The organism is Actinomadura sp. DC4 (genome assembly GCF_030406325.1).
In the GTDB taxonomy this organism is placed as follows: domain Bacteria; phylum Actinomycetota; class Actinomycetes; order Streptosporangiales; family Streptosporangiaceae; genus Actinoallomurus.
The window spans coordinates 320,901-345,209 of the sequence record NZ_JAUEQY010000008.1 but is presented as its reverse complement, the minus strand read 5'-3'; the positions used below and the strand labels follow the sequence as shown (position 1 = coordinate 345,209).

The window sequence follows — 24,309 nt, the reverse complement described above, 5'->3', positions numbered from 1 at the left end:
AACGCCCGCCCGCGCACTCCGCTGCCCCCGCCCATCACCGAACCCGACCAGATCACCCGGCTGGACGTGCGAAGACGCCAACGCCTCGGCGGAATACTCAACGAGTACGAAAATGCCGCTTGACCTGCATGGACGGGGTTTTCGGCAGGGACAACGCTGGCCGACCTTCTCGTGGAGCTGGGCCGCACCGCCGGGACCGCAGGATCCGCCGCACGGTCGATTCGCTGAGCTGGTACTCGAGCCGGATCAATTCACCATGCACTCTCGATACCCCCAACGGGGGTTCCCCCTCGCCAGCCGGAACACCAGATCCTGAATCTGTAGGCTGACCCCACGGCGGCCGGGCTCACATCTTCGATGATTTCGCTGACGGCGGGGGCGGCCGGTACTCACCGCCGACCGGACGAAGATTGAATAGAGGACCCGGGAGGACATGACCGCTGAGACTAGACGCCCAAGTCAATTACCCTGCACGAGTTATGGCACGGCAGCACAGGTTGCCACACCATCATGCTCACGTCACGAAATCGCAGACCAACACCCACGATCTTGTTTCCATGCCCCAAAAGCCGAATTACGGGCACCCACAGGCCAAACATTTCTACTCAAAGCTGCGTTGATCAACACTGCCAGAGGAACGCGGCCTTCTGGCAAGGAGAACAGGCAAACGAGTATCCACAGCCGCCTCCGCCGAAGTTCGCCGCAGCGCGAAGGTCGTTACCTTCTTCAAATTGCGCCACAAAAGTCATGGGCTGAGCGCATGAGGGACACGACTGCGTCTCGTCCCCCTGCAGCCACGACGGAATCCCGCCCAGTTGACCGAGAACGTCTGGCAGCGGCCGGTCACTTGCCCTACACCAGCTGTTGCGGGCTTCGTCATAGCCATCAACGCCGATCTTCGTGTACTCGATTCTGCACGCATCGGGCAATAGAGTGTTGCCCTGTGCCGGCACAGCTGCAGGCACGAGCCCGACATCGGGGAAAAGCAGCGCCCGGTTGCCGCCCGAGGCCGGATCCCAATCCGAGCATAGACCGGGATCGTTCTGGCACATAAAGATCGACAACATGCCCCGCCTGTTCGCCACCTGTACAGCATCGAACGAGCTGAGGTCCTGCAAAAGAAGCTGAGCCACGAACTGCATCGGCCTGGCGCATGTAGCGCACGTTGGCCAGCTGAACCCAACCGGCATGAGCGGCATGCCACCGATGCGCGTCGACGATGAGCACGCCTCGGCCTTCCCGGCATATGTCATCAAGATAGTCATGACTGAGCATCCCAAATCACCCGTGTAAACATGGCCAGATACGGGTTTGTCAAGATGTGATGTGTACCACTAGGACATTCATAACCCATGTGAAAACACTAACGAGATAAGCGTTTTCAGACTTACTGCGCATCACACTCGGCACTTTGCGTGTTCCCATTAGGCATTGTTGACAATTATCTCTGTCATAGCCCAGCCTCATAGACACATAATCAAGTAAGCTAAATGAAGCAGCGGTCAACGACATCGCACACTTTGAGAGAGTCTATCGAGGCAGCACCCGCCTCTCGAGGACAGCTTTATCTCGCTACTCAACGATTTTATAGCGCACCGACGCGCCGTCGGGAAGATTTAGGAGTTGAAGTGCCAAATCAGCCCGTAGACGCATACTCTTCACAGAATCAAGCATATACAGATTATCAATCGAGAATTCACCACCCAAGACAAATGGGATCTTGGGAGTCAAGCGTGTGTTTTCCGCGAGCACACCGTAGCGCGACTGCCATTCATGCGCGAACGGATAGCCTGTGTGGCGGTTATAGTCATCCAAGACTAGCCTCGCCCATTTTTCTACACTATCAGCAAAAACTTCTCCTTCACCCGTTTCTGGATCGAACGAAAATACTCGATCGTCTTTAATAGAAAACTGATAACCGAAAACATCTTCAGCAAAGAAGAAATGTCCTTGTGTCATACCGCCATAAGCGTAGCGCCATAGACTCTCAGCGTTCCACTTTTGCAAATCCATCGCTGAGCCAGTGGCGCACGACGGGAAAATATGAAGCGCAGACTCGAAGGCATAGAAGCCATTTCTACTACTCAAAATTGCTTTCAATTCCTCCTCGCGTGTACCGGATCGCAGGCCATTTTCGATATTAACGTGCGGACCAACAGGTGGTCCGGCGACAGAAAGAAGCGCGCTGACAGCTGAAGCCATAGTTAACACACCACAATATGTACGAGCTCTCCGTCAGAGAGACCGCTACATTGGTGACGGATCGACGATCCTGCACCACGGTTATCGGATGGGTCAATCGCCCTAACACTTGACCCGCTCCCTCCTTCCTCAAACATCGCTGGCGGATACTCGTCGCGGTCCTTACCAGAGACCGAGGGGTTGCCACGCATCGATTCGCCGCGTCTTTGCGAAGCTCCAGCCCGATCGATCGTCAAATATGACGGATGACCGGCGTCTTGAGCATCTTCAACATGCTGCGCTGCCTCAGGATGGCGACTCCGGCTAACGACGATGTCGGGGACGCCGTCGCAGTTATGCACGAGGACTGATGCGGTCCCCGCTTGTACATAGTACGTGTGAAGGTGTGCGACGGTCAGGTTGCGGGCTTGCTGATACCCACGGTAGCGCTGGATGCGGAGGACCTTGAGGGCTTTGCCCGCCGGAGTGGACAGGTTGTCACCCGGGGCGAGGTTGGCGGCGTCGGTCCAAGCCCGGGTGTCTGGTGTCCAGAAGGGGTGGCCAGCAGTGGCGACGATCACACCCGGTCGTTTGCCTCGTGGCGCCTCGGTGGTGATGCGGACGAGGTCCTTGTGCCCGACACCGATGATGGTGGCGACCACGGGCATCGCGCGTGTTCGCCCAGTTTTCGGATCGGCTGCCAGGACCTTGTCGCCGAGCTTAATCTTTTCGATCGGGCTGTCGGTGCCGTCGGCGAGCCGGACTTTAATGCCAGGTGCGAAGCTGTTGACTCGGCATACCGCGGCAAGGTCCTTCTCGGCAGTGCGAAGTTCGCCGCCGACTTTGAAGATGTCCTTGACCGCTTTGGTGATGGTGCCGACCAACTTGCCGACGGCGCCGACCAACTTGGCCGCCTTGGCCCATTTCCAGGGGCTTCCGTAGCGCGAGGCGATCTTGCCAAGGACTCCGCCGGCGAAGCTGAGCATCACGTTCAAGGCGGTCTCGCCGCAGGCGGCCAGGTCGCCCTTGGCGAAGCAGTCGATCCCGGCGGTGATGCCGAGTTCGTCGGCGGCGATCTTGATCAGTGCACCGACGGCGTTGGCGAGTTTCCGTTTGAGGGCCAGTTTCTTCTGCTGGGCCGCCCACAGGCGCTTGGCGGCGGCGGCCTGAGCGGCACGCCGTCTGGCCGCTTCGGCGGCCGGGGAGCCTTGGCCTTCGTGGTAGTAGGCGTCGCCGTAGTAGGTGCCGTGCCAGGGCGTCCAGGAGGGCGCGTAGTGCTTGATGTTGCCGACCGTCCAGCCCGCGCATGAGGTCGAGCTGCCGTGGCTGCATTCATCGACCATCTGGCCGCTGGGATCGGAGTTCGTGACCGGGCTGTCGTTGCTGTAGGCGTAGCCGTTCATTTGCTGCGGGTCGCTGGTGTCGATCATCGGATCGACGGACAGGAACCGGCCGTTGTCGGCGTCGTACTCACGAGCCCCGAGCTCTGTCAGCCCGAGCGTGCTGTCCTTGGTGCCCCCGACGAAGCCCCGCTCCCCCGGCCAACTCACCGGGTCGGCGCCGCGCGGAGACCCGTACGGGGTGTAATGCCGCTCGCTGACCTGGTTGGTGGTCGCGTCGATCGCCCGGGTCGCGGTGCCCTGGTGGTCGTCGGCGAGTATCTGGACGCCGTTGACGGTCCGCACCGCGACGGTGGCGTCGCCGAGCGTGTAGTAACGAGTCCCGGCCACGCCCGTAGTGTCCAGGCGTAGTTCCATGTCGCCGAGGTAGAGCGTTGTGGCGCCGGGTTCGCGGCGTAGCAGGCGGTCGCCGTCGGCGTCGTAGACGAACGAAGTGGTCTGGCCGGCCTTGGTCGAGGTGGCCAAGTTGCCTTCGGCGTCCCAGGTGAACGTCTCGTCGTCTCCGCCCACGGTCTGGCGTGTGGTGTTGCCGGTCTCGTCGTAGCCGAAGGAGTCCACGCTCTGACCCCCGGCGCCTCCGCCGGGGATGACCGGGGAGTCGGTGGTCACCGACTGCACCGCGTGCGGGCGGACGCCGCCCGCCGCCGGGTAGGCGTAGGTCTTGGTCGTGTCCTGGGCGGATACGCCGCCCAGGTCGTGGTCGGTCTGAGTGGTGCGGTTGCCCGTCAGGTCATAGCCGAAGGACTGCCAGTACGGCGCCGGGCCGGTCTTGTCGATGCTGCTCGCCGAAGGATCGGCCGAGCAGTCGTCGTTGCCGGTCCACGCGTTGGTGATCCGTCGCAGGTAGTCGTAGCGGAAGCACTGGTTGTCGGCCGGTTGGCTGCTGCCCGGCCGGTCGGCGACGTTAAGGACATTGCCGGCGTCGTCGTAGTTGTAGGTCGTGTTCTCCACGCGGAACGGTGCGGCCTTCTGCCGGTCCGTCACCACGTTCTTCAGCCGGTTGGTGCCGGTCTCGTAGGTGTAGGTGCGCTGCACCAAGGCCCCGGATGTGGTGCCCATCAACTGGGTGGAGAGGTTTCCGAGGCCGTCGTAGCCGGTGTCGGAGACGTAGCTGGTGGTCCCCTTCAACGTCTTGGGCCGGCCTAGCGCGTCGTAGCCGTACTTCAGTGTCTCGTCGGCGAGCCCTCCGGCGGCGGGCAGCTTCATCGTCGCCATCGAGCCGTCGTTGTTGTACGTCATCGTTGTGTCGTACGTGCGGGCGAGATCACCGTTGCCGTCGACGGCGGGGATGGTCACCCGGGTACCGAGCGGCCGGTAGGCGTCGTCGTAGCCGGTGATGTCGGTCCGGTACGCCTTGGCGGGGTCGCCGTCGGCGTAGCGGATCGCGCTGACGGCCTGCCCGAGGACGTCGACCGTCGAGCCGTCAGGCTTGGTGATCTTGTCGTACAGCCACTCGGCCAGCTTCGGGCCAGCGGGGGTGTCGGCGTGCTCGGTGGTCTGGCGGCCGAGGACGTCGTAGTCGTAGAACAGCTTCTTGCCGCGGGCGTCCTCGCTGGAGGCGGTCTGATCCAGGTCGGTGTAGGTGTAGCTGGTGGTGCCCTTGTCGGGGTCATCGACCTTGGTCTTGCGGCCGAGCAGGTCGTAGTGGGTGGTCCACACGTTGCCGGCGGGGTCGGTCACCGTGGTCGGGCGCTGCGCGCTGTCGTAGCCGTAGCGGGTCTCGTCGTAGGTGCCGCTCGCGGTGTCTCCGTGGTACTGACGCAGCGCGACCGTCTTGCCCTGAGCGTCGATGATCGTCGTGGTCGGGGTGCCGCCCTTGGGGGGTACGACGCTGAGGGTGTCGCCGGTGTAGCTGGTGGTAGTGCGCCACTTCTCCACGCCGAGCTGCTGGAACGCCTGGACGGTGGGGCGGCTCTGGCCGTCGTAGGTCGTCACGGTCTGGCCCGGGACCTCGTTGTCCGTCGCCGCGTACCACGTGGCCGAGGGCGGGCTGCCGTTGAAGTACGGGGCGTTGGTCTTGATGACCTGGCCGCTGGAGTTGTAGAACGTGTCGGCGATCGTCCGGCCGGTGACGACGCCGCTGCTGTCCGTCTTGGCGGGCGCCTGGGTCTGCACCGGGCGCAGCAGCCCGTCGAACAGGGAGTACGAGGTCGAGTACGTCGAGCCGTCGGCGTTCAGTTCCGCGCTGGTCACCACGGCCGGTTTGTCCTTGGCGACGGTGTAGGTGAACTGGGCGGTCGGTGACATCGCGGTGGTACGGCCCGGCATCCACACCTTGGTCAGGCGGCCCAATGGGTCGTACTGCTGGGAGATGGTCTTGCCGTTCGCGTCCGCGACCGTCTTGCGGGCGGCCCACGCCGGCTCGTAGGTGGTCGTCTCTTTGTATCCGGCGGGATCGGTGACCACGGTCTGGTTGACCAGGCCGCCGCCGGTGACCTGCGTGTACGCGGTGGTGGTCTTGTGGTCGGCCTTGCCGCCCTCGTAGCTGGCGGTGACGCGGCCGTTGGGGTCGTACTCGCTCTTGGTGTCGGTCTGCCAGTCCGCGGCGCCGCCGGTGAATCCGGTCAGGCGCCGGGTCTCGGTCACGTCTCCCGTCGTGGGCGCGTCGCCGAAGTCGTTGCCGTCGAAGAGGTTCTGCGTGCCGGAGATGACCTTGTCGTCGGGCAGCCCGGCGTCGGAGGCCGGGCAGGCGACCGAGGCGGTCAGTTCACGGCTGACGTAGTTGAGCATCCCGGCGGTGTCGTTGCGGGCGTAGCTCGTGCGCGTGCAGGTGTCGTCGTCCCCTGTGGACAGATCTCCGGCGTCCTCGGACTGCACGGTCAGGCCGTGGTCGTCGTACTGGGTGGTGGTCTGGGTTCGTCGCCATGTTCCGTCGCCCAGGAGGGTACGGGTGGCGGTCGATCCCGTACGGACCATGGCCGCCGTCGCGGCGCCCCAGGACTTGACGCGCTTGGCGGTCGCCGCGCTCACCCACGGCGTGTTGACCATCGCGCTCTGGATCTGCCCGTCCGGCTTGTCGTAGACGAGCTGCTCGCGTGTCTGGCCCTCCAACACCTCGGAGTCGGTGACCGCGTGCCCTTCGGAGTCGGTGATCTGTACGTCGCGATGGCCGGACTTGAGTTCGTCGCCGTCCATGCCGCGGTAGAACAGTGACTCGGTCTGGGACTGGGTGTCCCCGTCGGCACCGGTGGTGATTTTGACCTTGCCGTAGCCGCGCCACTGGGACCAGGTCTTGTACTTCTCCTCGACCAGGCCGTCATCGTCGTCGTGGTGCCAGGCCGGAGCGTCTTCGTAGGTGTAGCTCGTCACGACCGGCGGGGTGCCGGAGATGCGCGGGTCATTGCCTACGGATGCGACTGGATACTTCTGGAAGTACTCCAGCTTCTGGCTCGTCGCGCCCTGCGGCGTCCAGTACAGCGGGAAGCACCGCTTGTCGTTCTTGTCTTCTGCGGGCGGCAAGTTCGTCTGCGTGCACTCGGCCGGGACATAGTTGACCGAGGTCACCCCGCCCGACTCCGAAGTGATCGAGGAGACCCGGAATTTGATCATCTGCGGGCCCTGCAGCGGGTCCACCCGGTTCGGCAGCTTGGTCCCCTCGAAGGTCACCTCGGGCAGCGAGGCAGTCGTGCCGCTGACGTTGCCGGTATGGGTGATGCCGTCCAGCCACAGACCTTTGTCGGTCCCATCGCCAGGGTCCTTCATCTCCTGACGCAGCGCCCACGTGTCGACCGGGTCGTATTTCGTGCCGTTCCAGATCTGCGTCGTGACCCCGGTCAGCCGCTTACGGCTCCAGAACGTGGGAGTGTTCAGGTTCGTGCAGGAGGCGCCGGACTTGCAGTTCTGGTCTACCGGCACGTCCGGCCAGTACTTGGCGTTCGCGGTGGTGAACTGGCTGTCGGAGCAGGTGATGGTGCCGGTGGGGAAGCAGCGTTCGTCGGTCTTGAAGGTGACCTGTGCCGGTGCCTTCGCTGTGAAGATCGTGTCCTTGCGCTGGCCGTAGTCGATCCGGGCCAGCGTGCCGCCGCGCGTGTACTGCACGCCGGTGGACTTCAGATTCCGCCCGTAGTAGTTGGTCTCGGGCGAGTACCAGTACGTCATCGTGTTGCCGTGCGGGTCCACGACGTAGTCCAGATTCCAGCGCCACGCCTGCTGGCACCAGGATTTGTCGAAGGTGTCGGCCGCGTCCGTACCGGACTTGTGGCAGGGCTCGTTCGCGTCGTTGCCGAAGACCGGCACGGTCCAGGTCGAGTTCGTGATCGGGCTGTTGTTCCAGCCGGGCAGGTGCCCCAGCCCGAAGTAGTACTGCGTGCCGTCCGGCGTGGTGATGCGCCAGTGCTCGCCCTTGTCGCCGGTGGCTCCGGTGTCGCCGTCGTCGCCGTTGGTGGCGCCGAGCAGCTTCTCCACCTTCGAACCGTCGTCGTCCTTGGGCTTCCACACCCCAGTCGCGTCGTCGCGTATCAGCTCGGTGGACTTGCCGTTCAGCGACATCGTCGCGTTGTCGTAACGCCAGCAAAGGTCCTGCTTCTTGGGCGTCAGGCTGGAGTCATCAGAGCAGGAGCGGTAACGGCGCTCGACGTAGCCGGGTGAGAAGTCGAAACCGGTACCCACCCAAGACGACTGGTTGTTCGTCGACGCGGTCTGCCCGTCCACCGCGCTGGAGGAGTAGCCCAGGTTGATCTGCGGGACCGGGCCGCCCAGCGACGGCGGCATCCGTAGCGGGTAGGACCAGGAGAAGTCTCCGGTCTGCGCGCCGACCTGCCACGTGGAAGACGGTGACAGCGACGTCGCGGCGAAGCTGCCCGCCGAGCCCGACGCGCCGGCGGCCAGTGCGACCACGCCGGTGCTCTGCTGGGCCGGTACGGCGACCTCGCCGGCCACCAAGCCCTTGGCGACGTCGTTGTTCGAGACGAGCGGTGTCTGGGCCTGGCATTCAGGTCGTTCCGGGGCCGTCAACGCACATTCGGGCAGTTGCACCAACCGCAGCCGGGACGCCCAGTCACCGCCCACGGCATGGCGGAACTTGGAGTAGTCCACCTGCACCAGCGCACGGCCCGGACGGCCCGGCTCCAGGTTCCTCGGAGCAGATGTGGCGCCGCTCGCGGCCTGTCCCGGTTCCGCCGCCAGCGTGAGGAGCAGCCCATTGACGCCGGCCCGCGTCGACGACGCCTGGTCCAGGACACGGACCCGTACGGCGCCGGCGGCCGCCTGGGCGGAGCGCGCCTTCCCGGACGGACCGAGCCTGACCGGCAGCCCGGCCGCCTGGACCGACCCGCTCGCGGGGATGCCGACCTCGGCCTCCCCCGCCTTCGGCCAGGTCACCGCAGGAGGCGGTTTCGGCTTGGACTGCTTGGCGGCTGTCTGTGTCCGGTAGCCGGCATCGTGGCCAGGCACCGACCGCTGCTGCGCCGCCTTGGCCGGATGCCAGGCCGCGACCGCGTCCGCCGGCAGTGCCGACAGCAGGCCGACGGCCAGGACGACCACGAGCATCGCCGCGATGTGCGGCACCATTCGCATCCAGCGCGTGCCACGCCGACGACCTGTCACCGATGCCTCCACTTGTGACCTTCCAAAACACCTGCGACTGCGACGGGCCGTCATCAAGAGCCGATGTCGCTGATCTCGTCGGCGGTCAGTACGCCGGTGAACACGTGAACGTCGTCGACGCCACCGGGCCACGGATCGGCCGCGGCGCCCTTGTACCTGGACTGGCCGAGCTGGAACACGCCACCCGCGCTCCATGGCGTGGTGAACGCGGTCTCCGCCTGCAACCCGCCGTCGACGTAGAGCCGGATCTTGCGCGCGGCCGCGTCGTAGACACCCGTGAGGTGGTGCCACTCTCCGTCCAGAACGACGGCGCTCGCCCCGTGCGCGTGGGTCCAGTCCGCAGTGTCGTCGTCGGCGTTGGGAAAGGTGAACGACCAGTAGCCGTCGCTGCCGGACATGCGGTACCCGAGGAAAAAGCCGCTCCGCCGGGCACCGTCCTGGCTGACGGCGGTAGCGGTCGTACCGAGCTTGGCGAGCTTGACCCAGGCCGTCACTGTGAAACTGGTGTCGGTACGGACGACCGAGGTGGCCGTCTGGGCGTGCTCCTTGTTGACGTCGTTGAAGTTGAGCGCGCCGTCGATCTGACCGTCCGGTGTCCAAGCGGCTGCGGAGCTCAGCGTGGCGTCCCGGCCCCGGCCGCTGGAGTCGGCCACCGCCGCACCGGATCCCAGATCACCGGTCCAGTGCCCTTCTTCTACGACCGGCCGGTTCGCCAGATCCGCGACGCCGCCGGTCGAACCGTCCAGCGCGTCCGGTTCCGTGGCGGACACGACCCGGTCATAGACCCTGATGTCGTCTATGTCGCCCTGGAAGGGGTCGTCGTACCCGCCCCCGGTCCGGACCCGGCCGATCTCCACCGGACCAGTCGCGTCCCACGGTGTTGTGAAGGATGGCGCCGACGTCTGCAGGGCACCGTTGACGTAGAAGTTCAGCCGCTGGGCCGGCGCGTCATAGACGGCGGTCAGGTGGGTCCAGACGTTCAGCACCGCCAGGGTGTCCGCCTGGACGAGGGTGTTCGCTGCGTCGGCGGCATCGGAGACACGCCGGTTGAACGTCCACTTCTTCGTCGACGGCGAGTAGTAGATCTGATAACCGCTGAAATTGGTACCCGACTGGCTCACGGCGGTGGAGTAGTGACTGCCGTCGGTAAGCCGCACCCACACCGAGACCGTGTAGCTCTTGTCGGTGTGCACCGCGGCCGTACGGGTGGTCGCGTGGTCGCCGTTGCCGGTGAACCGCAGCGCCTGGTCGACCCGCCCGGCAACGCCCGGAGTACCACCCGTGAGCGTCGCGGTGTCACCGCCTGCCGAGTCGGCCAGGTCGGGACCGCTGGTCTCGTCCACCTTCCACTGACCCACCGGCCCAGAGCGCGACGCCAAATTGAATTCGAAGACGCCGGGGCTCAGGCTGCGGTTGTTCGCCGCGTCGAAGCTGAAGACATACAGGCGGACGACAAAGTCCTGCGTGTACGGGACTGTGAGGCTCACCTGGGCTGAGCCGTCGGTGCCCGCCACGATGGACGGTGCACCCGGTGCACCGGCGGCGACGTCATCGCCCCACGCGTACTGATACCGGGTGACACCGGTCGCACCGTTCGGCGCGAACGCGAACGCCGCCGAACGGCCGATCACGTCGTTGGGCTCACCCGACGAGCTGTCCGCCAGATTCGAGGAGGTCACCGCGGGCTCGGTCTCCGGGGCGCTCTTGTCCACCCGGTAGTAACACCAGCCGCTCGCCGTACCCGCGTACGCGGTGTCCACCGGGGTCACCCGCCAACGGAACGCCTGGCCGTCCACCAGCGTGGCGGCCGGCAACACCATCGAATGCTGAGATCCCGACTTCGCGCCCGCCGTCGTCTTCGTAGCCAGGCTGGCCCCACCGGTCGTACCGCTCCAGACCTCGAAGCTCGCGTGCGGATTCTCCGGGTCGGCGTCGGAGATCGTCGCGACCAGCGAGGGCGCGGAGTTGCCGACCACCGCCGGCGCCGCCGCGGTGCCGCAGCCCGTCTTGGGATTCGACAGGCCCAGACCGGACGCGGTCGGAAGCGAGTCGAAGTTCACCGTCAGATAGACGTTGCTGAAGTACTTGTAGGACTGGCTGCTCTCGCTCTCGGCCTTGAGCTGCAGGTAGACCGACGAGGCGCTGCCCGTGACCGCCGGCTTCGCGTCCAGCTTCACGTCATGCGCGTCACACCCGGGCTCCCCGCCGGAGGTATTGGACGAGTCCAGGAGAGTGCCGACCGCAGGCTTGTTCGACCATCGCGTCGAGCTTGAGAAGGACGCGGACTTGTGCAGCTCTACTACGGACTTGGTGCAGGTGAAGGAGCGGTCCAGGAACGCGTGGAACTCCGCCGCGATGATCTTCTTGTGCAGTGCCTTGGAGACGTTGTACTTGAAATAGGCCCGATAAGTGTCCGAGCTCGGACTGCCGGGCCAGCCTTCATAGTGACCGGCCTTCGCCTGCTTCCACTCATTCCCGTTGTAGGAGTGCAGGCCAGAGGAGGAGACGTCGACCCACGCGGTGCCGGTGCCGCCCAGCTTCGAGGTGGTCCAGTCCGGGTCCAAGACCACCGGGAACTGGGTGTCCGGCGAGGTCATCATCTGCTGGTCCGGGGTGACGACCAGGTCCCGCCCGGACAGCGTGACGTCCATCAGCGCCTGATGGGCATCGTCATCGGGCTCATCCGCCGCGACCGCCGCCGTGCGTCGCTGCGGCGCGGTACCGCCCGCGGAGTCCCACATCATCGGCGTCGGCGCGTCGAACACCGGCGTGCCCGCGGCGTCGACGACCTCGACGTTGCCCTCGCCATCCGCGCGCAGCGTCCCGTCCTTGACCGTGGTGGTGAACCGGACCTGGGCAACCTTCGGATCGGCCGCCGCCTCCCGGGTCTTGACGACGACCTGTTCGGAGAAGCCCTGCGCTCCGGCGCGTACCCGCAGATCAATACCTGGCACGCCGGGAATCGCGTCCGCGTACGTGGCGGTGTCACCGGCAAGGGCCGGTTTGGGCAGCACCCACGGCCAGGCCAGCGACAGTGATTTACCGTCCTTGGTGATCGTCACCAGCGCCGAGTCACCACCGCCGGAGAACTTCAGATCCGCCGAAGTCGCCTTCGGTGCGACCGTTCCGTTCGCGCCCACGACGAGATTCGTGTCCACCGGCACCCAGCCGTCGGCACGCTTGACCCACTTCGGAAGAACGTAGGTCTCCAACGTCATCGAGCCATCGGGATTGGCGAGCAGACGCTGCGACTCCGAGCGCTCCGCCTCCACCTCTACCGACTCACCCGAAGCCCGTGCCTGCGCCAACGCCGCCGACTCCGTCTTCTTCCCGCGATGCCCTGCGGTGCCATCGGCGTTCGCCGTCCCCGGAACCTGGAGCAACGACACGGCCAGCGTCATCGCCAGTGCGGCCTTCCAGAACCCGCTGCCGACCTCTCGACGGCGACTCCCTCGACCCGCACGAACCCCCCGAAAGCACCGCAAACCAGTCAAAGACTCCCCCAGAAGGCAAAGCGGGTGCAAAAACGAACGGAACGTAACACCCACTTAAGGAGTTCCGACAGCCAGAAAAGAGTGATGTAAGTCACGTGCTTTGGGAGTAAACCCGGTGGCCTAGTCGTCTAGCTGCAGAGATCCGCCGAAGCGACAGAGGGCCGCCGAGAACCATCAGAGTCACGGCCGCGACCGGCCATCGGGGCGCACCGCACACCTAACCATCCGTAACCATCCCGACCGATACCCGAAGCCGTCGATTCACTCCCTCGACATCCATCGACGACTGGACCTTCGGAGATCACCGACGGCCGCACCACCCTTGTTTCGGAGTGGCAGGCGCCGCGGGCGTGCGCTATGCCGCGGCTGGCCGGGCCAACGCCGAGACCACGCTGTGGATCGCGGGGCTGGACGGCTCGCGGACCGAGGCGCGCTGGGACCGGGGCGCGATCGAGTACCTGCCGGGCGCCGGGTGGGGACGCCCACGGCCCGTACGCCGTCGTGCAGTCCCGCGACCAGCGCACCGTCTGGTTCCTCGCGATCGACCCTAGCGGCGTCCGGACAACGGTCCTGAACGAGCGGCACGACGAGTGCTGGGTGCAGTTGGTCCCCGGCCTGCCAGCTCGCACCGGCTCCGGCGCTTTCTCGCCCACGCCGACCGGCGGGCACCCGGTATCTGGCCAGCCGCGAAGCGAACGGCGCCGAACCACACGCCATCACCGACGAACTCGCCGAGATCCGTGCCCGCTTCACCCGACTCACCGCCTCGCGCCCAGTCGGCTGGGCAGCGTGAAATCCCACTCGCCACAGGCCGCTGAATGCGGAAATCGGGACAGGCCTTAATGCCCATTTAAGAGCACAGGGAGCTATTCCCGGAAAGTCAAGCAGGGCTCTTTCTGTTCTGCCATTCTGAGATGTTGTTGCTACGTTGTAGTGAGAGGCCGTTTTGACTGATTCATCACTCTCACCGTCCTGGCTACCCGACCAACCGGTACTACTGGCGCAGCTGGCCACCGGGATCATGGAGTACGCGCAGCTGGCGGCTTCGGACCAGGACTTCAGCCTGCCGTATCCGGCGAACCTGCAGTTGGCCTTGAACAAGCTCACCCTGCTGGCCTGGCATCAGGGCGCCCCCGCGCCGGCCAGCGTTGTCGGACTCCTTCAGCTCGCCGAGGAGCAATTCGGGAAGTGGACGATAATTCTCCCCGACTCCGACATCGACCTGGACGAGTCCCTGCTCGCCTACGGCCGCCCCACGAGGGCCTGTGAGGAATTGGGCAGTCTACGCGGTGACGTCGAAGGCGAGATCCGTGAGAACGCGTTGATGCGCGCGGTCATGGACAAGGCCCGATCCGCGGATGCTCCCCACTCGTACGTCGCCTTCCGTGAGCTCCTGATCAGGCGTCCGGCGATCACGGAGCTCGAACTGGACACGCAGCTGTCCAAGCCTGACCTGGCGCTTCTGAGCGCCGAGGTCCGGGAGGCCTACGATCCCGTGCCGCCGGAGGCCGTCGCCGATGGCGTCGTACGCACCTGTGGCGGCTGCGACGGATTACGGCTGCCCCTGGACGATGACCGTACGTGGGTATGCGCCGATGAGTCGTGTCCCGCGCCGGGAACGCCCGGCGCTGAGCATGCGGTCAGCGAGGGAGCCCGGTGGCTGCGGCGCGAGCTACGCACGTTCGTCGTCGCGCCCGGACACGCCGAACTTCGCATCGCCGATGCGGTGGCCGCGATGGGCGTTCCGGTCGCGCTGTGGCCCGACTTCGATGCCTGTGATCTTTCCGTCTTCGACGATCGGCACTGGGTGGCCGACGTCAAGGCGTGGCGTAACCCGGTGCGGCTGGCCCATCGCCTCCGGGACCGGTTGTTCGCCGTCCCTGCGGAAGCGGAGAAGGCCTTCATCGTCATCGGGCGTGAGCAGGTGAAGGCACACCCGCGGTACGTGGCACGGCTACGCAAGGCGTGCCCGCAGGTGCGGCCGGGACAGCGGGTTGTGGCGGTGTCGGAGGCCGAGTTCCTCCGCCTCGTCCGCGCGCGGGTGGAGGCGGAGGCATGAGGCAGATCGATGTGGCGCGCAAACGGTTCGCCCGGGCGCTCGAAGGCCACTATGACCCGATTGGGAACCAGCCTCCGCTGGCCCGTCTCATGGACACCGAGCTGTGCCTGTACCTGTTGGAGACCGTTGCCGATGGCCAGGCGGCCAGCGGTGTACCGGCGTTGCTCGACGGTTATCGAGCGCTGTGGGATGCCGTACCGAACCCGCCGGCGGACGCACCGATACGGCTCGCCAATGCGCGCACCGTGCTGTGGCGTACCCAGCGCCCATACGGATGGGACGGCGCGCTACGGGCCTACGAGTCGGTCTCGGAGGAGGTGCGCGGCTATCGCCTGGACTCCCTTGGCCGCCCGTCGCGCCGCCGGCAGTGCCGCGTCGCGCCCGAACGGTGGGAATGGTACGAACAGCTGCTCACCGAGCCCCTGCCGTTCGCTTCGGCCGAGGTACGATTCGCCGCGCCGGGCCCGTACAGAATGAGTTCCACCGCGCGCGGGTTCGGGGTCACCGTGCCCGACGACCTTCCCCCCGCACCGGCCTCTTCCCTCCACGACCTGACGGTACGACCACGCGAACCGATCGAGGTCCCCTGGCAGGAACTGGTGAAGACCGCGGCCGCAATGGATGAGGCCGACAGCAAGGCCGAACGCGAACCACAACGCTGGCGAGAGCGCCTGTCGGACATCACGCTGCAGGCCCGGATGGCCGACGACACATTCACCGATGCGACCGTCCTTCGCATCGACCGGATGCTGCACATGGTCGGCCTGGTCAGCGTCGGCAAGAGCACGCTGGTGAAGGTCCTCGCGACCTGGGCGGCCCAGCATGACCGCCACGTGGCGATCGTTGTCGGCGACAACTCGGCGGCGCTGCGTATGGTGCACGAGCTGTCGTGGTACCCCCGCGTGGTCCCAGCCCCGATCATGGGGCAAAATCGGACCCGGCACACCGAACGGCTACACCGGCTCCAACCGCCCCCACCGGGTCGGCTCCTACCCACCGAGCCGCACGGGTTCGACCTCGTCAGCACGGCGTGCCCGCTCGATACTCTCCGTCAGGCCGCCACCCCGTTGCAGGTACGCGAAGCACCGTGCCAGCACCTGATCGAAGCCGACCCCGACGCCTCGATGGACAGATGGCGGGACCGCCCGCGGCACACGTGTCCCCTATGGCACCGCTGCCAGCGGCACGAGGCAGCGCGCCAGCTGGTGCGGGCGAACGTCTGGATCGCGACTCCGTGGAGCCTGGTGCACACTCAGGTGCCATCACCGCTTTGCCACGACCAGATGCGGTACCTCGAGGCGGCGTGGCGCCGCAGCGACCTGATCCTCGTCGACGAAGCCGATCAGGTACAAGCGAACCTCGATGAGATGTTCGCCAGCGCACAGGTGCTGCTCGGCCCCAGCGAAGAGGCGTGGATCGACGAGATCGGCGCTCGCGTGCAGGCGAAGCTGCGGGCCGCCGGCCGTGCTCCGGTCAGCTCGCGGCAGATCCGCCGATTCATCTCGGCCCTCAACCATGCCCGTACCGCCGCCGACATCATCTACCAGCTGCTGCAGCGTGATCGGGTCCGGCCGGGCAGGCCGGTACTGACCTGGCTGGACCCGGACTATTTCACTGCGTGGGCATTGTTCGACAGCCTCGCCAAGGACTGGGCCGGCTACGCCGTCCCGCGTGGACGCAAGCCGCCTTCCGGCTGGGACCAGGACCCGCTCTACCTACTGCTACGCGCGCAGTTCGACGCGTTCGTCGACGACCCGACCGGCACGTCGGGCGAGGTGGCCGCCGGGCTGGTCGCGCTCGCGGAGACCCAGCTGTCCGACATGGAGGAGGATGTGCGGGAGGAAGACGTCCGGCAATGGCTGGCCGACCTCAGCGACCAGGAGCTAGTCGAGGGAAGGAAGATCGCGCCGGCGGACCTCGAACGCAGCGTCTGGCGTCTCGAGCTGGCCATCGCGGTGGCGGTGATGGCACACCGGCTCAACCAGATGCTCACCATGTGGCCCGAGGTCGCTGCCGAATTGGACATGTTCGACACGCTGCCGGCGGAGATCCGCAAACCGCCGAGCGACCTCGCCGTTACGGTGCCGGAGTCCCCGATGGGCAACGTGCTGGGGTTCCAGTACATCGAAGAGGACACGGGCCAGCGTGACGGGCAGCTGGGTGAATTCCGGTTCTTCCGTTACTCCGGAGTCGGACGGGCTCTGCTCGTCGGACTACCTGACCTGTTCCCTGCCGAGGGTCCGGGCCCGAATGTGTTGCTGCTTTCCGGCACGAGTTGGGCCGGCACCTCGCCTCGCTACCACATCGATGTCCCGGTCGAGGCGATCCTGCGCCCGTCACCGGACAAGCTCGCCGTCATCGCCACGACGACGTTCGCTCTGGACATCCAGCACGACGGCGAGCGGAGTACACCGATCTGGGTCTCAGGCCGCTACGGGAGCGAGCGAACCAGCGCCCTGCGGCGGATGGTCAAGGCGTTGACCCGGCCAGGCGCTGGGCCCGGCCGCCCGAACCGGCTCGAGCGTGAGCGTGCCGCCCTACCGGCCGGACGTCAGAAGGTCATGCTGCTGGTCGGTAGCTACGCCGAAGCCCGCACCGTCACGGACGAACTGCTGCGGCAGAAATCCTCCTGGAAGGGCCAGGTCAAGTGCCTTGTGGGCGACGACGAGCAGGAGACCGGCTGGGACGATGCGCACCTACTGCGCCGCGGTGAGATCGCAGACTTCGGCACCGACCAGGCGTGGCTGCTGGTCGCACCGATCCTTGCCGTGGAGCGCGGGCACAACATTCTCAATGCCGAAGGCCTCGCCGCCATCGGTGCCGCGTTCTTCCTTGTCCGCCCCCACCCGCGGCCGAAAGACCTCGGCTACGTCACGCAGCGGATCAACCAGTACGCCCTCGAACAGCTGCGCTCTCGCACCATCGACGACTGTCCGACACACGAACGCCTGTCCGCCGCCGGCAACCAGCGCCGGCGTGCGGCGCAACGCCAGTGGCGGCGGCTGCTGCACGCCCTGGTCGCCTACAGCCAGCTCGGTGAGGACGAACGCAAACGCGTCGCCTGGACCCAACTGGTGACGATCTGGCAGGTCGTCGGCCGGCTGCTGCGTGGTGGTCAGGCCGCGAAGGTGTACTTCTGCGATGCGGCGTTCGCGCCACTGACCGCCGCCCGCAGCGAGGCCGACACCGACCTCGACGATGCGACCACAAGCCTGCTGCACGGTATACGCGACGTGCTCACCCCCCACTTCGACCCCACCGCTACCGACTCCGACCGTCATCTGGTCCAAGGGCTCTACCAGCCCCTGTACCAGGCCCTGACCGCCATGGGAGATCGCTAAATGGCCCCCCGATACGGCGAACTCGCCGTCACTGTCCTGCGCCTCGACGCAACCACCCCGATCGAACGCGACTACCACCTCATGCGCTTCCCCTGCCGGTGGAAAGAGCCGCTCCGCCAACTGGCGAGGGCACGACGCGGCGGTGACGTCGCCAGCATCCCGATCACCTCGCTCAACAACGCGATCACAGCGCTGGTCCCCGACTGCGTCGTTACTCTGACCTACGCCGGTCGCGGCGACGACGACCAGGACTGGCTGCTCGCCTACCGACAGGTGAACCCGGCAGCCATCTTCAACCTGGTCGCCGCATGGGTCCGCGCGCAAAAAGCCACACCGGAGCAGATCTCCTCGACGCTCTCCCAGATGCAGGCCTCCGACCTGACCTGGACACCTGTCCGCATCAACTTGGCCGCGCCTGATCAGAAGGCTCAGGCCATGCGCCTGCTGCCGATGGAGATCGCCGCAACCCTGTCCCGGCCCGACGCCCAGTGTCCCTACGGTGACCTGCGATTCCTGCGATGCCCCAGCGAGAACGGCGCGGAGATCATGTCCTGGCCGCCCGAGCGCGTCGAGGATCAAACACCCTTCTCCGTGAAGATCGGGATCACGGCACAGACCCTGCCGACAAGCAGCGAACTACTCATCTACCTCTCGTTCGGCGTGCGACGCTGGATGCCGGTGCGCGGCAAGCTCGCCTTTGACCATGGCCACTCGGTCTACCTGGCACCCACCGTGCCGTATTTGTCCGGGCTGGAAAACTCCCGCCACTTCGGCACTGCGAAGATCAAGCTGTCCAAGGTCATCGACGGTGAGGGGACGAGCAGCTACCTGCCCAGATGGGATGACGCCCTCGCCGGGGTACTGGACCAGGCCGGTTGTCTCGGCCGTCTCCCCGACCCGCAGCAGCTCGCCGACAAGCCCCTGGACTATCTGCAACGCCATGGCGACGCCGCTGCGCTGGTCTACAGCACAGGCATGCTTCCCTCGGAGAAGATCAGCGCGGGCCTGTCCGTTGCCGATCGCGACGCGTTGATGGGATGGGTCGTCGGCGAGCTGGCTCCGCACCTGCGCCCGGTCCCAGCGCTGCCACGCGAGAAGACCACCGTGTACAAGGGCCTCAGCGGAATCGCCGAAGGCGCCATCCCCGCAACGAACATCAGGGAGGTCGTCGGTCCCCGCCTCACCGTCGAGCTGCTCACCGACACCGACCGCGCCACCCAGTACGCCCTCGACCGCTTCGGCACCCGGCTCGGCGTCACACCGCCTCGCGCTGAGCAGCTCGGCGAAGCCGAGCTCCTGTTCGACCTCGGCCGGCTCACCATCGGATTCCGCCGATTGGATGCCCCCACGATCCGCGCCGATCTGGACCGCAACGGACGCAAGCAGCAGGCCGCCGTGGAGGCTCGGATCGATCACATAACCCAAACACTCGGTGAAGCCATGCACCCGACAGTCACTCTCGTCGAGATCGCTCACCCGGACACCTACCACGGGCGGCGCCGCGGCGACGACCCAAAATTCGCCATCCGGCATGGGCTGGTGCGTAGTGGGCGGCTCAGCCAGTTCATCACCCCGGTCACCGAGCCCAGACGCCCACCACGAGTACGCGAGGGTAAACAGCCGTCTGACCCGAATCGTGAGCGCATCGCCGCCGCCGTCGACGACTTGTTCCGGCAAATCGGCGTGCGCCCGGCATCGCTACCTACACCGGTACCCGACACCCTCGCCCGGCAGCCCGCATTCCTGGCCGTCTGGATGATCCGCCAGAACAAGGGGCGCGTCTGGGGCGTCGCCCGCCAGGTGCCCGTGGCCATCCTCGTCGACCCGACCGGTCAACACGTGCAAGTCCGGGCACCCGAAGTGCCATGGCAGCCCCTGCACACCGGATTGATCGAGGTCGGCAAGCGCTACCTCAACGCCGATCTGAAGTGCGGCCCGGACGCCGTCATCCGGTTCATCGACGATGCCCTCGCCGAAGCCATCGGCGCCTACCCCGACACGCTCTTGTTCACCCATGCTCAGAACCTTCGGAGCGTATGGGGCAGCCTCGCCAACAGCCGCATCGCACTCGACACCCTCAGCCTCGACGGTGACCCTCGCCCCATCGCCAAGCTGCCCGGCCTGCGCCACATCCGCGTCCGTACGGCGGAAAACGGGGAAACACCAGAGTGCTACGGCATCAGCGGTGATGACACCGGCCAGCCCAAAGGGCTTTGGAAGTTCCTACTCCCCCGCGTCTATGGCAGCACCGTCGGCAAGCCGAGTACCCGCTCGGGCGCGCTCAAGGGCGTATCCAAAATCGTGCCGGCCGAGCACGACGGGAAGCACATCGCACCGAAGCCGAACGCTCAGGTATGGAACCCGCAGTTCGTCGAACTGCTCGTGGCCAGCATCCAGGACGGCGACCAACCCGAACCCTGGGCCGCGCTCGCTCACGACCTGCGCGACGCGGCACCGTACGTCCGGGACAGCACAATTCTTCCCTGGCCGCTCCACCTCGCTGCCCAGATCGAAGAGTACCTATTGCCGACGAGGATCACCGATTCGTTCTTGGGGACGTGATCTTGACGCGGATGAGTCAGTCACGCCACCGGTGGGCCGCGTGTAGTTCTACCCACGAGCGGTTGAGATCGTCGATGCTCTGGTGACCGCGGCCGGTTTCTGATCCGCCTGGTAGAGGGGGTTCCATGCCTGCGATCAGGCTCGATATCCGCCAGACCGCCGCGCTGCTCCTCAACCGGCACGGTGAATACCTGCTCGGCAGGAGGGCATCCTGACCGCATGACGACAGAGGCCTCCACAACCCTCAGCCAGGTCGAGCTCGTCAACCTTGTGCATGCCGAAAACCTCATCCATGCAGGTCAAGCAGCATGCTCGTACTCGTTGAGGATTCCGCCCAGGCGTTGATGTCGTCGCACGTTCAGGCGAGTGATTCGGTCAGGATCGGTGATAGGTGGAGGCAGTGGATGGAGCGGGCGGGCGTTCGCGATGCCCTGATGAGGTCGATGCTCGTTGAAGAAGCCTTCGAACTCGCGCAGCGCGTGAAGCAGGTGGCCGTGGTTCCAGATCAACGTCCGGTCGAGGAGCTCACGACGGCAGGTCTGCACCCACCGTTCCATGATCGCATTCATTCTCGGCATCCGGACTCCGGTCAGCACGACCTCGAGGCCCGCATCGGCCAGGACGGCGTCGAACAGCGCGGGGAACTTGCCGTCTCGGTCGCGGATCAAAAACCGCGCCCGGCATCCGACGTCTTCCAGGTCCCTGACCAGGTTCCTGGCGGCTTGGGCCACCCAGCACGCGGTCGGGTGGACGGTCGCGCCCATGATGCGGATCCGGCGGGTGCGGTGCTCGATCACCGCCAGCACGTACATGCGCAGCCCGGACAGGGTGGTGGTCTCCAGGAAGTCACACGCCAGCAGGGCGTCGGCCTGGGAACGCAGGAAGGCGGCCCAGGTGGTGCAGGCTCGTTCGGGTGCGGGGTCGATCCCGGCGTCCTTGAGGATCTCCCACACGGTCGACGCGGCGACCTTCACCCCCAGCACGAGTAGTTCGCCGTGCACGCGCCGGTATCCCCAACCGGGATTGTCCCGGACCATTCGCAGCACCAGGACGCGGATGGAACGCACGGTCGGCGGACGACCCGGCCGTTTCGGCTTGGACCGGGCAGCATGCCGACCCGCGATCAGGTCGCGGTGCCAGCGCAGCACCGTGTCCGGGCGTACCAGCAGCCGCAGCCGATGCAGCACCTCCGGCCTCAGACGGTGAACCAGCGCCGCCAGGATCGCTCGGTCGAGTGCGGTGAACCGCACCTTCTTCCCACCCAGCTGGCGTTCCAGCACGGCGATCTGATGCCGCAGCGCCAGGATTTCGATGTCCTTGTCCCGATCGCCCACTGGAAGAAGACGCAGCACCGCGAACTTGTTCGTCACCGTCAAGTACACCAGTCGCAACAACACAGCCGGCCATCATGCCGCAGCCGCCCACCTGACACGCAGGCGCACCGAAGTGATCAACCACCACCACGCCCGAACCCGACGATCAACCTCCACCCCCCTCACCTGCATGGATGAGGTTTTCGGCAGGCACAGCGGTCGACGATGGAAACTGGCGCGAAGAACTATTTGCCGGAGCTGTTAATGGAGTGGAAAGAGAGGCGGGAAGGTAAGGATAAAGCCGTTCTCAACAGAGTTATGGTCCCGGCTGGCGATCCCGAAGCGATCACCCGTTATCTCGAATCCGTTTTTGAGCCGCCGCTAAAGCGTCTAGAGACGCTGGCGGAACTCTTGCAGAACACTGGGGAGCTCACCGAGAGCAATCTCACGGAGCTGAACCGCATTATCCAATCCATGCTCGATTCTTCCGGAGGGGCCGATCAGCGTACGGCATCGACCCTGATGGAGGCTGCGGATGTACTTTCCCACCTGGACCTGGCCTCCACCGCGAACACGTTAATGGAAGCCGCCGACATGATGGCCCATCTCCCACAGCAGCGGCCGGGCGATGAATGGTAGGCGAGATCTGATGGATCTATGAGTACGAATAGCTGCATACCCGCCCGTTACCATTGGCAACTTTATGAAGCCGGTCGGCATTCGCTTGCCGTCTCTTTCAGGCACACCATCCTCCCAGACACACGGTCAGCCTTCCGAGATCGTTGAGCTGCCGAACACCCCCATACTCGGACGGTGTCAGAGCATTTCCCGGAGCCTTGCGGCGAAGGCATCCAACGTGCCGGTCGTGCCGTCCTCGCCGCAGAGGAACGCTGTGACCGTCCACGAACATCACCGGCGTCGTACCGAGGCGTTCTGCCCTAGCCACCATCGTCCGCCCGGCCATCATCCGGCCAGACTCGGATCCCATAGCGAGGACCACACGACTTCGACGCCCACAGCGCGTCGAAGTCGTGCCGGTGGTGCGTACACGTGACTATGTCCTGCGAGCCCGCTCGCCAGGCTTGATGAGGTTTCGGCAAGGACAGCGGCCCCATGCGTCTTTGATGAAGAACGTCATTATGGTGGCGGCGCTAGCAATAGATCTTGGTATTGCAGAGCTAAGTACAGCAGAGCGGCAGCCGGTGGAGCGAGTTTAGAGGAGCCGAGAAGGTCATTGACTTCAGCTTCTCGTAGAGGTAGGCCAGTAATTCCTCCGTGCCGGGGACCACTGACTACGGTGCCCTCGTCGTTTGCTTCCACTAGCGATGCGAATATTCTGTCGAACAGATTTGCTTCAAAAGTCGCGACCGTGAGCAAGCAGGGGGTGAGATTATGCGCTTCCAGCCCAACTCCAAAGCTCCAGACGCGCAGATCGCCGGCAGAGACCGCTTCCTCGAAGTCAGAGTATGGGGGTTCCGTATAGTCAACCTCCATACCACCCTCACCCTTCGCTTCCGGCGCCCCCAACATCTCCTCGTTATATTCGCGCATGATATTTCGCCAAATACTCAGATCTCGCCGATAACCAAGTGGCGAGATAGACGCAGGTTGAAACATCCCGCCAGGAAGGACATTGTAGGCGGCCTCGCCGGTCGCAACTCGACCAGCCTTACGATACAGCAGAAAAAATGTTCCCCGCCCATCCGGAGTGCGCCTGATTGTTAGGGTACCGATGGAGGCGAGCACAATTCTACTTTCAAAGGAAAACGGATCACGCACCAGACTGGCGCGCATCGGTATTTGAGCCCATGTTGGCGACGATGCTCGATTCTTCGTGGCACTCGACAACTCGTGCGCTAGGGCCTCCGCCTGATCGATTAGATCGAAGTACCGCCCCCGGCCGAGGATTATCTTCGGACCGTCAACGTCACGCCAGTTCGCATAAACGACCCGAAAACAAAACTGGTTTTCAAAGAGAGCTGGCTTCGCCAGGCTACCCATAGCCGCCGAGTAGGTAGCGAATTTTTTCCATCGCGTTCGCTTCGGCAGCATCCGCCGAGCCAATTTTCGAAGCTCCAGGTTATCCGGAGGCTCTGAGTCATCCCACTCAACGCGCACGGAAGAAAGCGGTACGGGAGTCAGCGCTTCCATCGAATCTTCGATCAGCATGCCGCTGTTTCCGATGCGCCTTAGCGAAGAGCGTTCTGCGGTGTGGATATTAGCAGCGAGATCACAAAGAGCCGAAAAGTGTTCTCGCATTTTAATGCGTTCCGCGCGAAATTCTTCTTGGGAACCAGTAACGGCAATCTGGTCCAGAGCACGCCACGCATAGTAAACGCCACCAATCGCAATGAGGGTGGCTGGCGCAAAAATACTCAACCAATCCATTTGATCCTTACCCCCTTGCGGTTGTCA

10 protein-coding genes are annotated in these 24,309 nt (G+C 65.1%); 4 read left to right on the top strand and 6 right to left on the bottom strand.

The features are described from left to right. Nucleotides 1-620: 620 nt before the first annotated feature. From QWU11_RS16440 to QWU11_RS16425, 4 genes are all read right to left on the bottom strand, one after another. The gene (locus QWU11_RS16440) at nucleotides 621-1,253 is read right to left on the bottom strand and encodes a DUF1963 domain-containing protein (RefSeq protein WP_290109149.1); all 633 of its coding nucleotides are present in this window, start codon (nucleotides 1,251-1,253) and stop codon (nucleotides 621-623) included. A 319-nt stretch (nucleotides 1,254-1,572) separates the two neighbouring features. Further along, entirely contained in the window at nucleotides 1,573-2,202 is a 630-nt protein-coding gene (locus QWU11_RS16435) for a hypothetical protein (RefSeq protein WP_290109132.1), read from the bottom strand. A 2-nt stretch (nucleotides 2,203-2,204) separates the two neighbouring features. Beyond that, a complete protein-coding gene (locus QWU11_RS16430; RefSeq protein ID WP_290109123.1) occupies nucleotides 2,205-9,125 on the bottom strand; it encodes a polymorphic toxin-type HINT domain-containing protein in 6,921 nt (2,306 codons plus the stop codon). A gap of 53 nt (nucleotides 9,126-9,178) precedes the next feature. After that, complete coding sequence (locus tag QWU11_RS16425) at nucleotides 9,179-12,526, bottom strand: LamG-like jellyroll fold domain-containing protein (protein WP_290109117.1); 3,348 nt, start codon at nucleotides 12,524-12,526, stop codon at nucleotides 9,179-9,181. Nucleotides 12,527-13,565: 1,039 nt separating this feature from the next. Between QWU11_RS16425 and QWU11_RS16420 the strand changes: the two genes are divergently transcribed. From QWU11_RS16420 to QWU11_RS16410, 3 genes are read left to right on the top strand one after another with little or no spacing between them, the layout of a single operon-like run. After that, complete coding sequence (locus QWU11_RS16420; protein WP_290109114.1) at nucleotides 13,566-14,678, top strand: hypothetical protein; 1,113 nt, start codon at nucleotides 13,566-13,568, stop codon at nucleotides 14,676-14,678. Next, entirely contained in the window at nucleotides 14,675-18,019 is a 3,345-nt protein-coding gene (locus QWU11_RS16415) for a hypothetical protein (protein WP_290109113.1), read from the top strand. The genes QWU11_RS16420 and QWU11_RS16415 overlap by 4 nt, the downstream gene beginning before the upstream one ends. Continuing rightward, nucleotides 18,020-20,581, top strand: coding sequence for a DUF3962 domain-containing protein (locus QWU11_RS16410; RefSeq protein ID WP_290109112.1), 2,562 nt, complete (start codon nucleotides 18,020-18,022; stop codon nucleotides 20,579-20,581). It abuts the gene before it with no gap. A gap of 299 nt (nucleotides 20,582-20,880) precedes the next feature. On the opposite strand, the gene QWU11_RS16405 is transcribed toward QWU11_RS16410, so the two are convergent. Beyond that, on the bottom strand, nucleotides 20,881-21,978 hold the full coding sequence (locus QWU11_RS16405; protein ID WP_290109108.1) for an integrase core domain-containing protein: 1,098 nt from the start codon (nucleotides 21,976-21,978) through the stop codon (nucleotides 20,881-20,883). Between the two features lie 141 nt (nucleotides 21,979-22,119). Here QWU11_RS16405 and QWU11_RS16400 point away from each other — a divergent pair, with 141 nt between their 5' ends. Beyond that, complete coding sequence (locus QWU11_RS16400; protein ID WP_290109107.1) at nucleotides 22,120-22,533, top strand: hypothetical protein; 414 nt, start codon at nucleotides 22,120-22,122, stop codon at nucleotides 22,531-22,533. 498 nt (nucleotides 22,534-23,031) lie between these two features. On the opposite strand, the gene QWU11_RS16395 is transcribed toward QWU11_RS16400, so the two are convergent. Next, a complete protein-coding gene (locus tag QWU11_RS16395; RefSeq protein ID WP_290109100.1) occupies nucleotides 23,032-24,282 on the bottom strand; it encodes a hypothetical protein in 1,251 nt (416 codons plus the stop codon). Nucleotides 24,283-24,309: the final 27 nt, after the last annotated feature.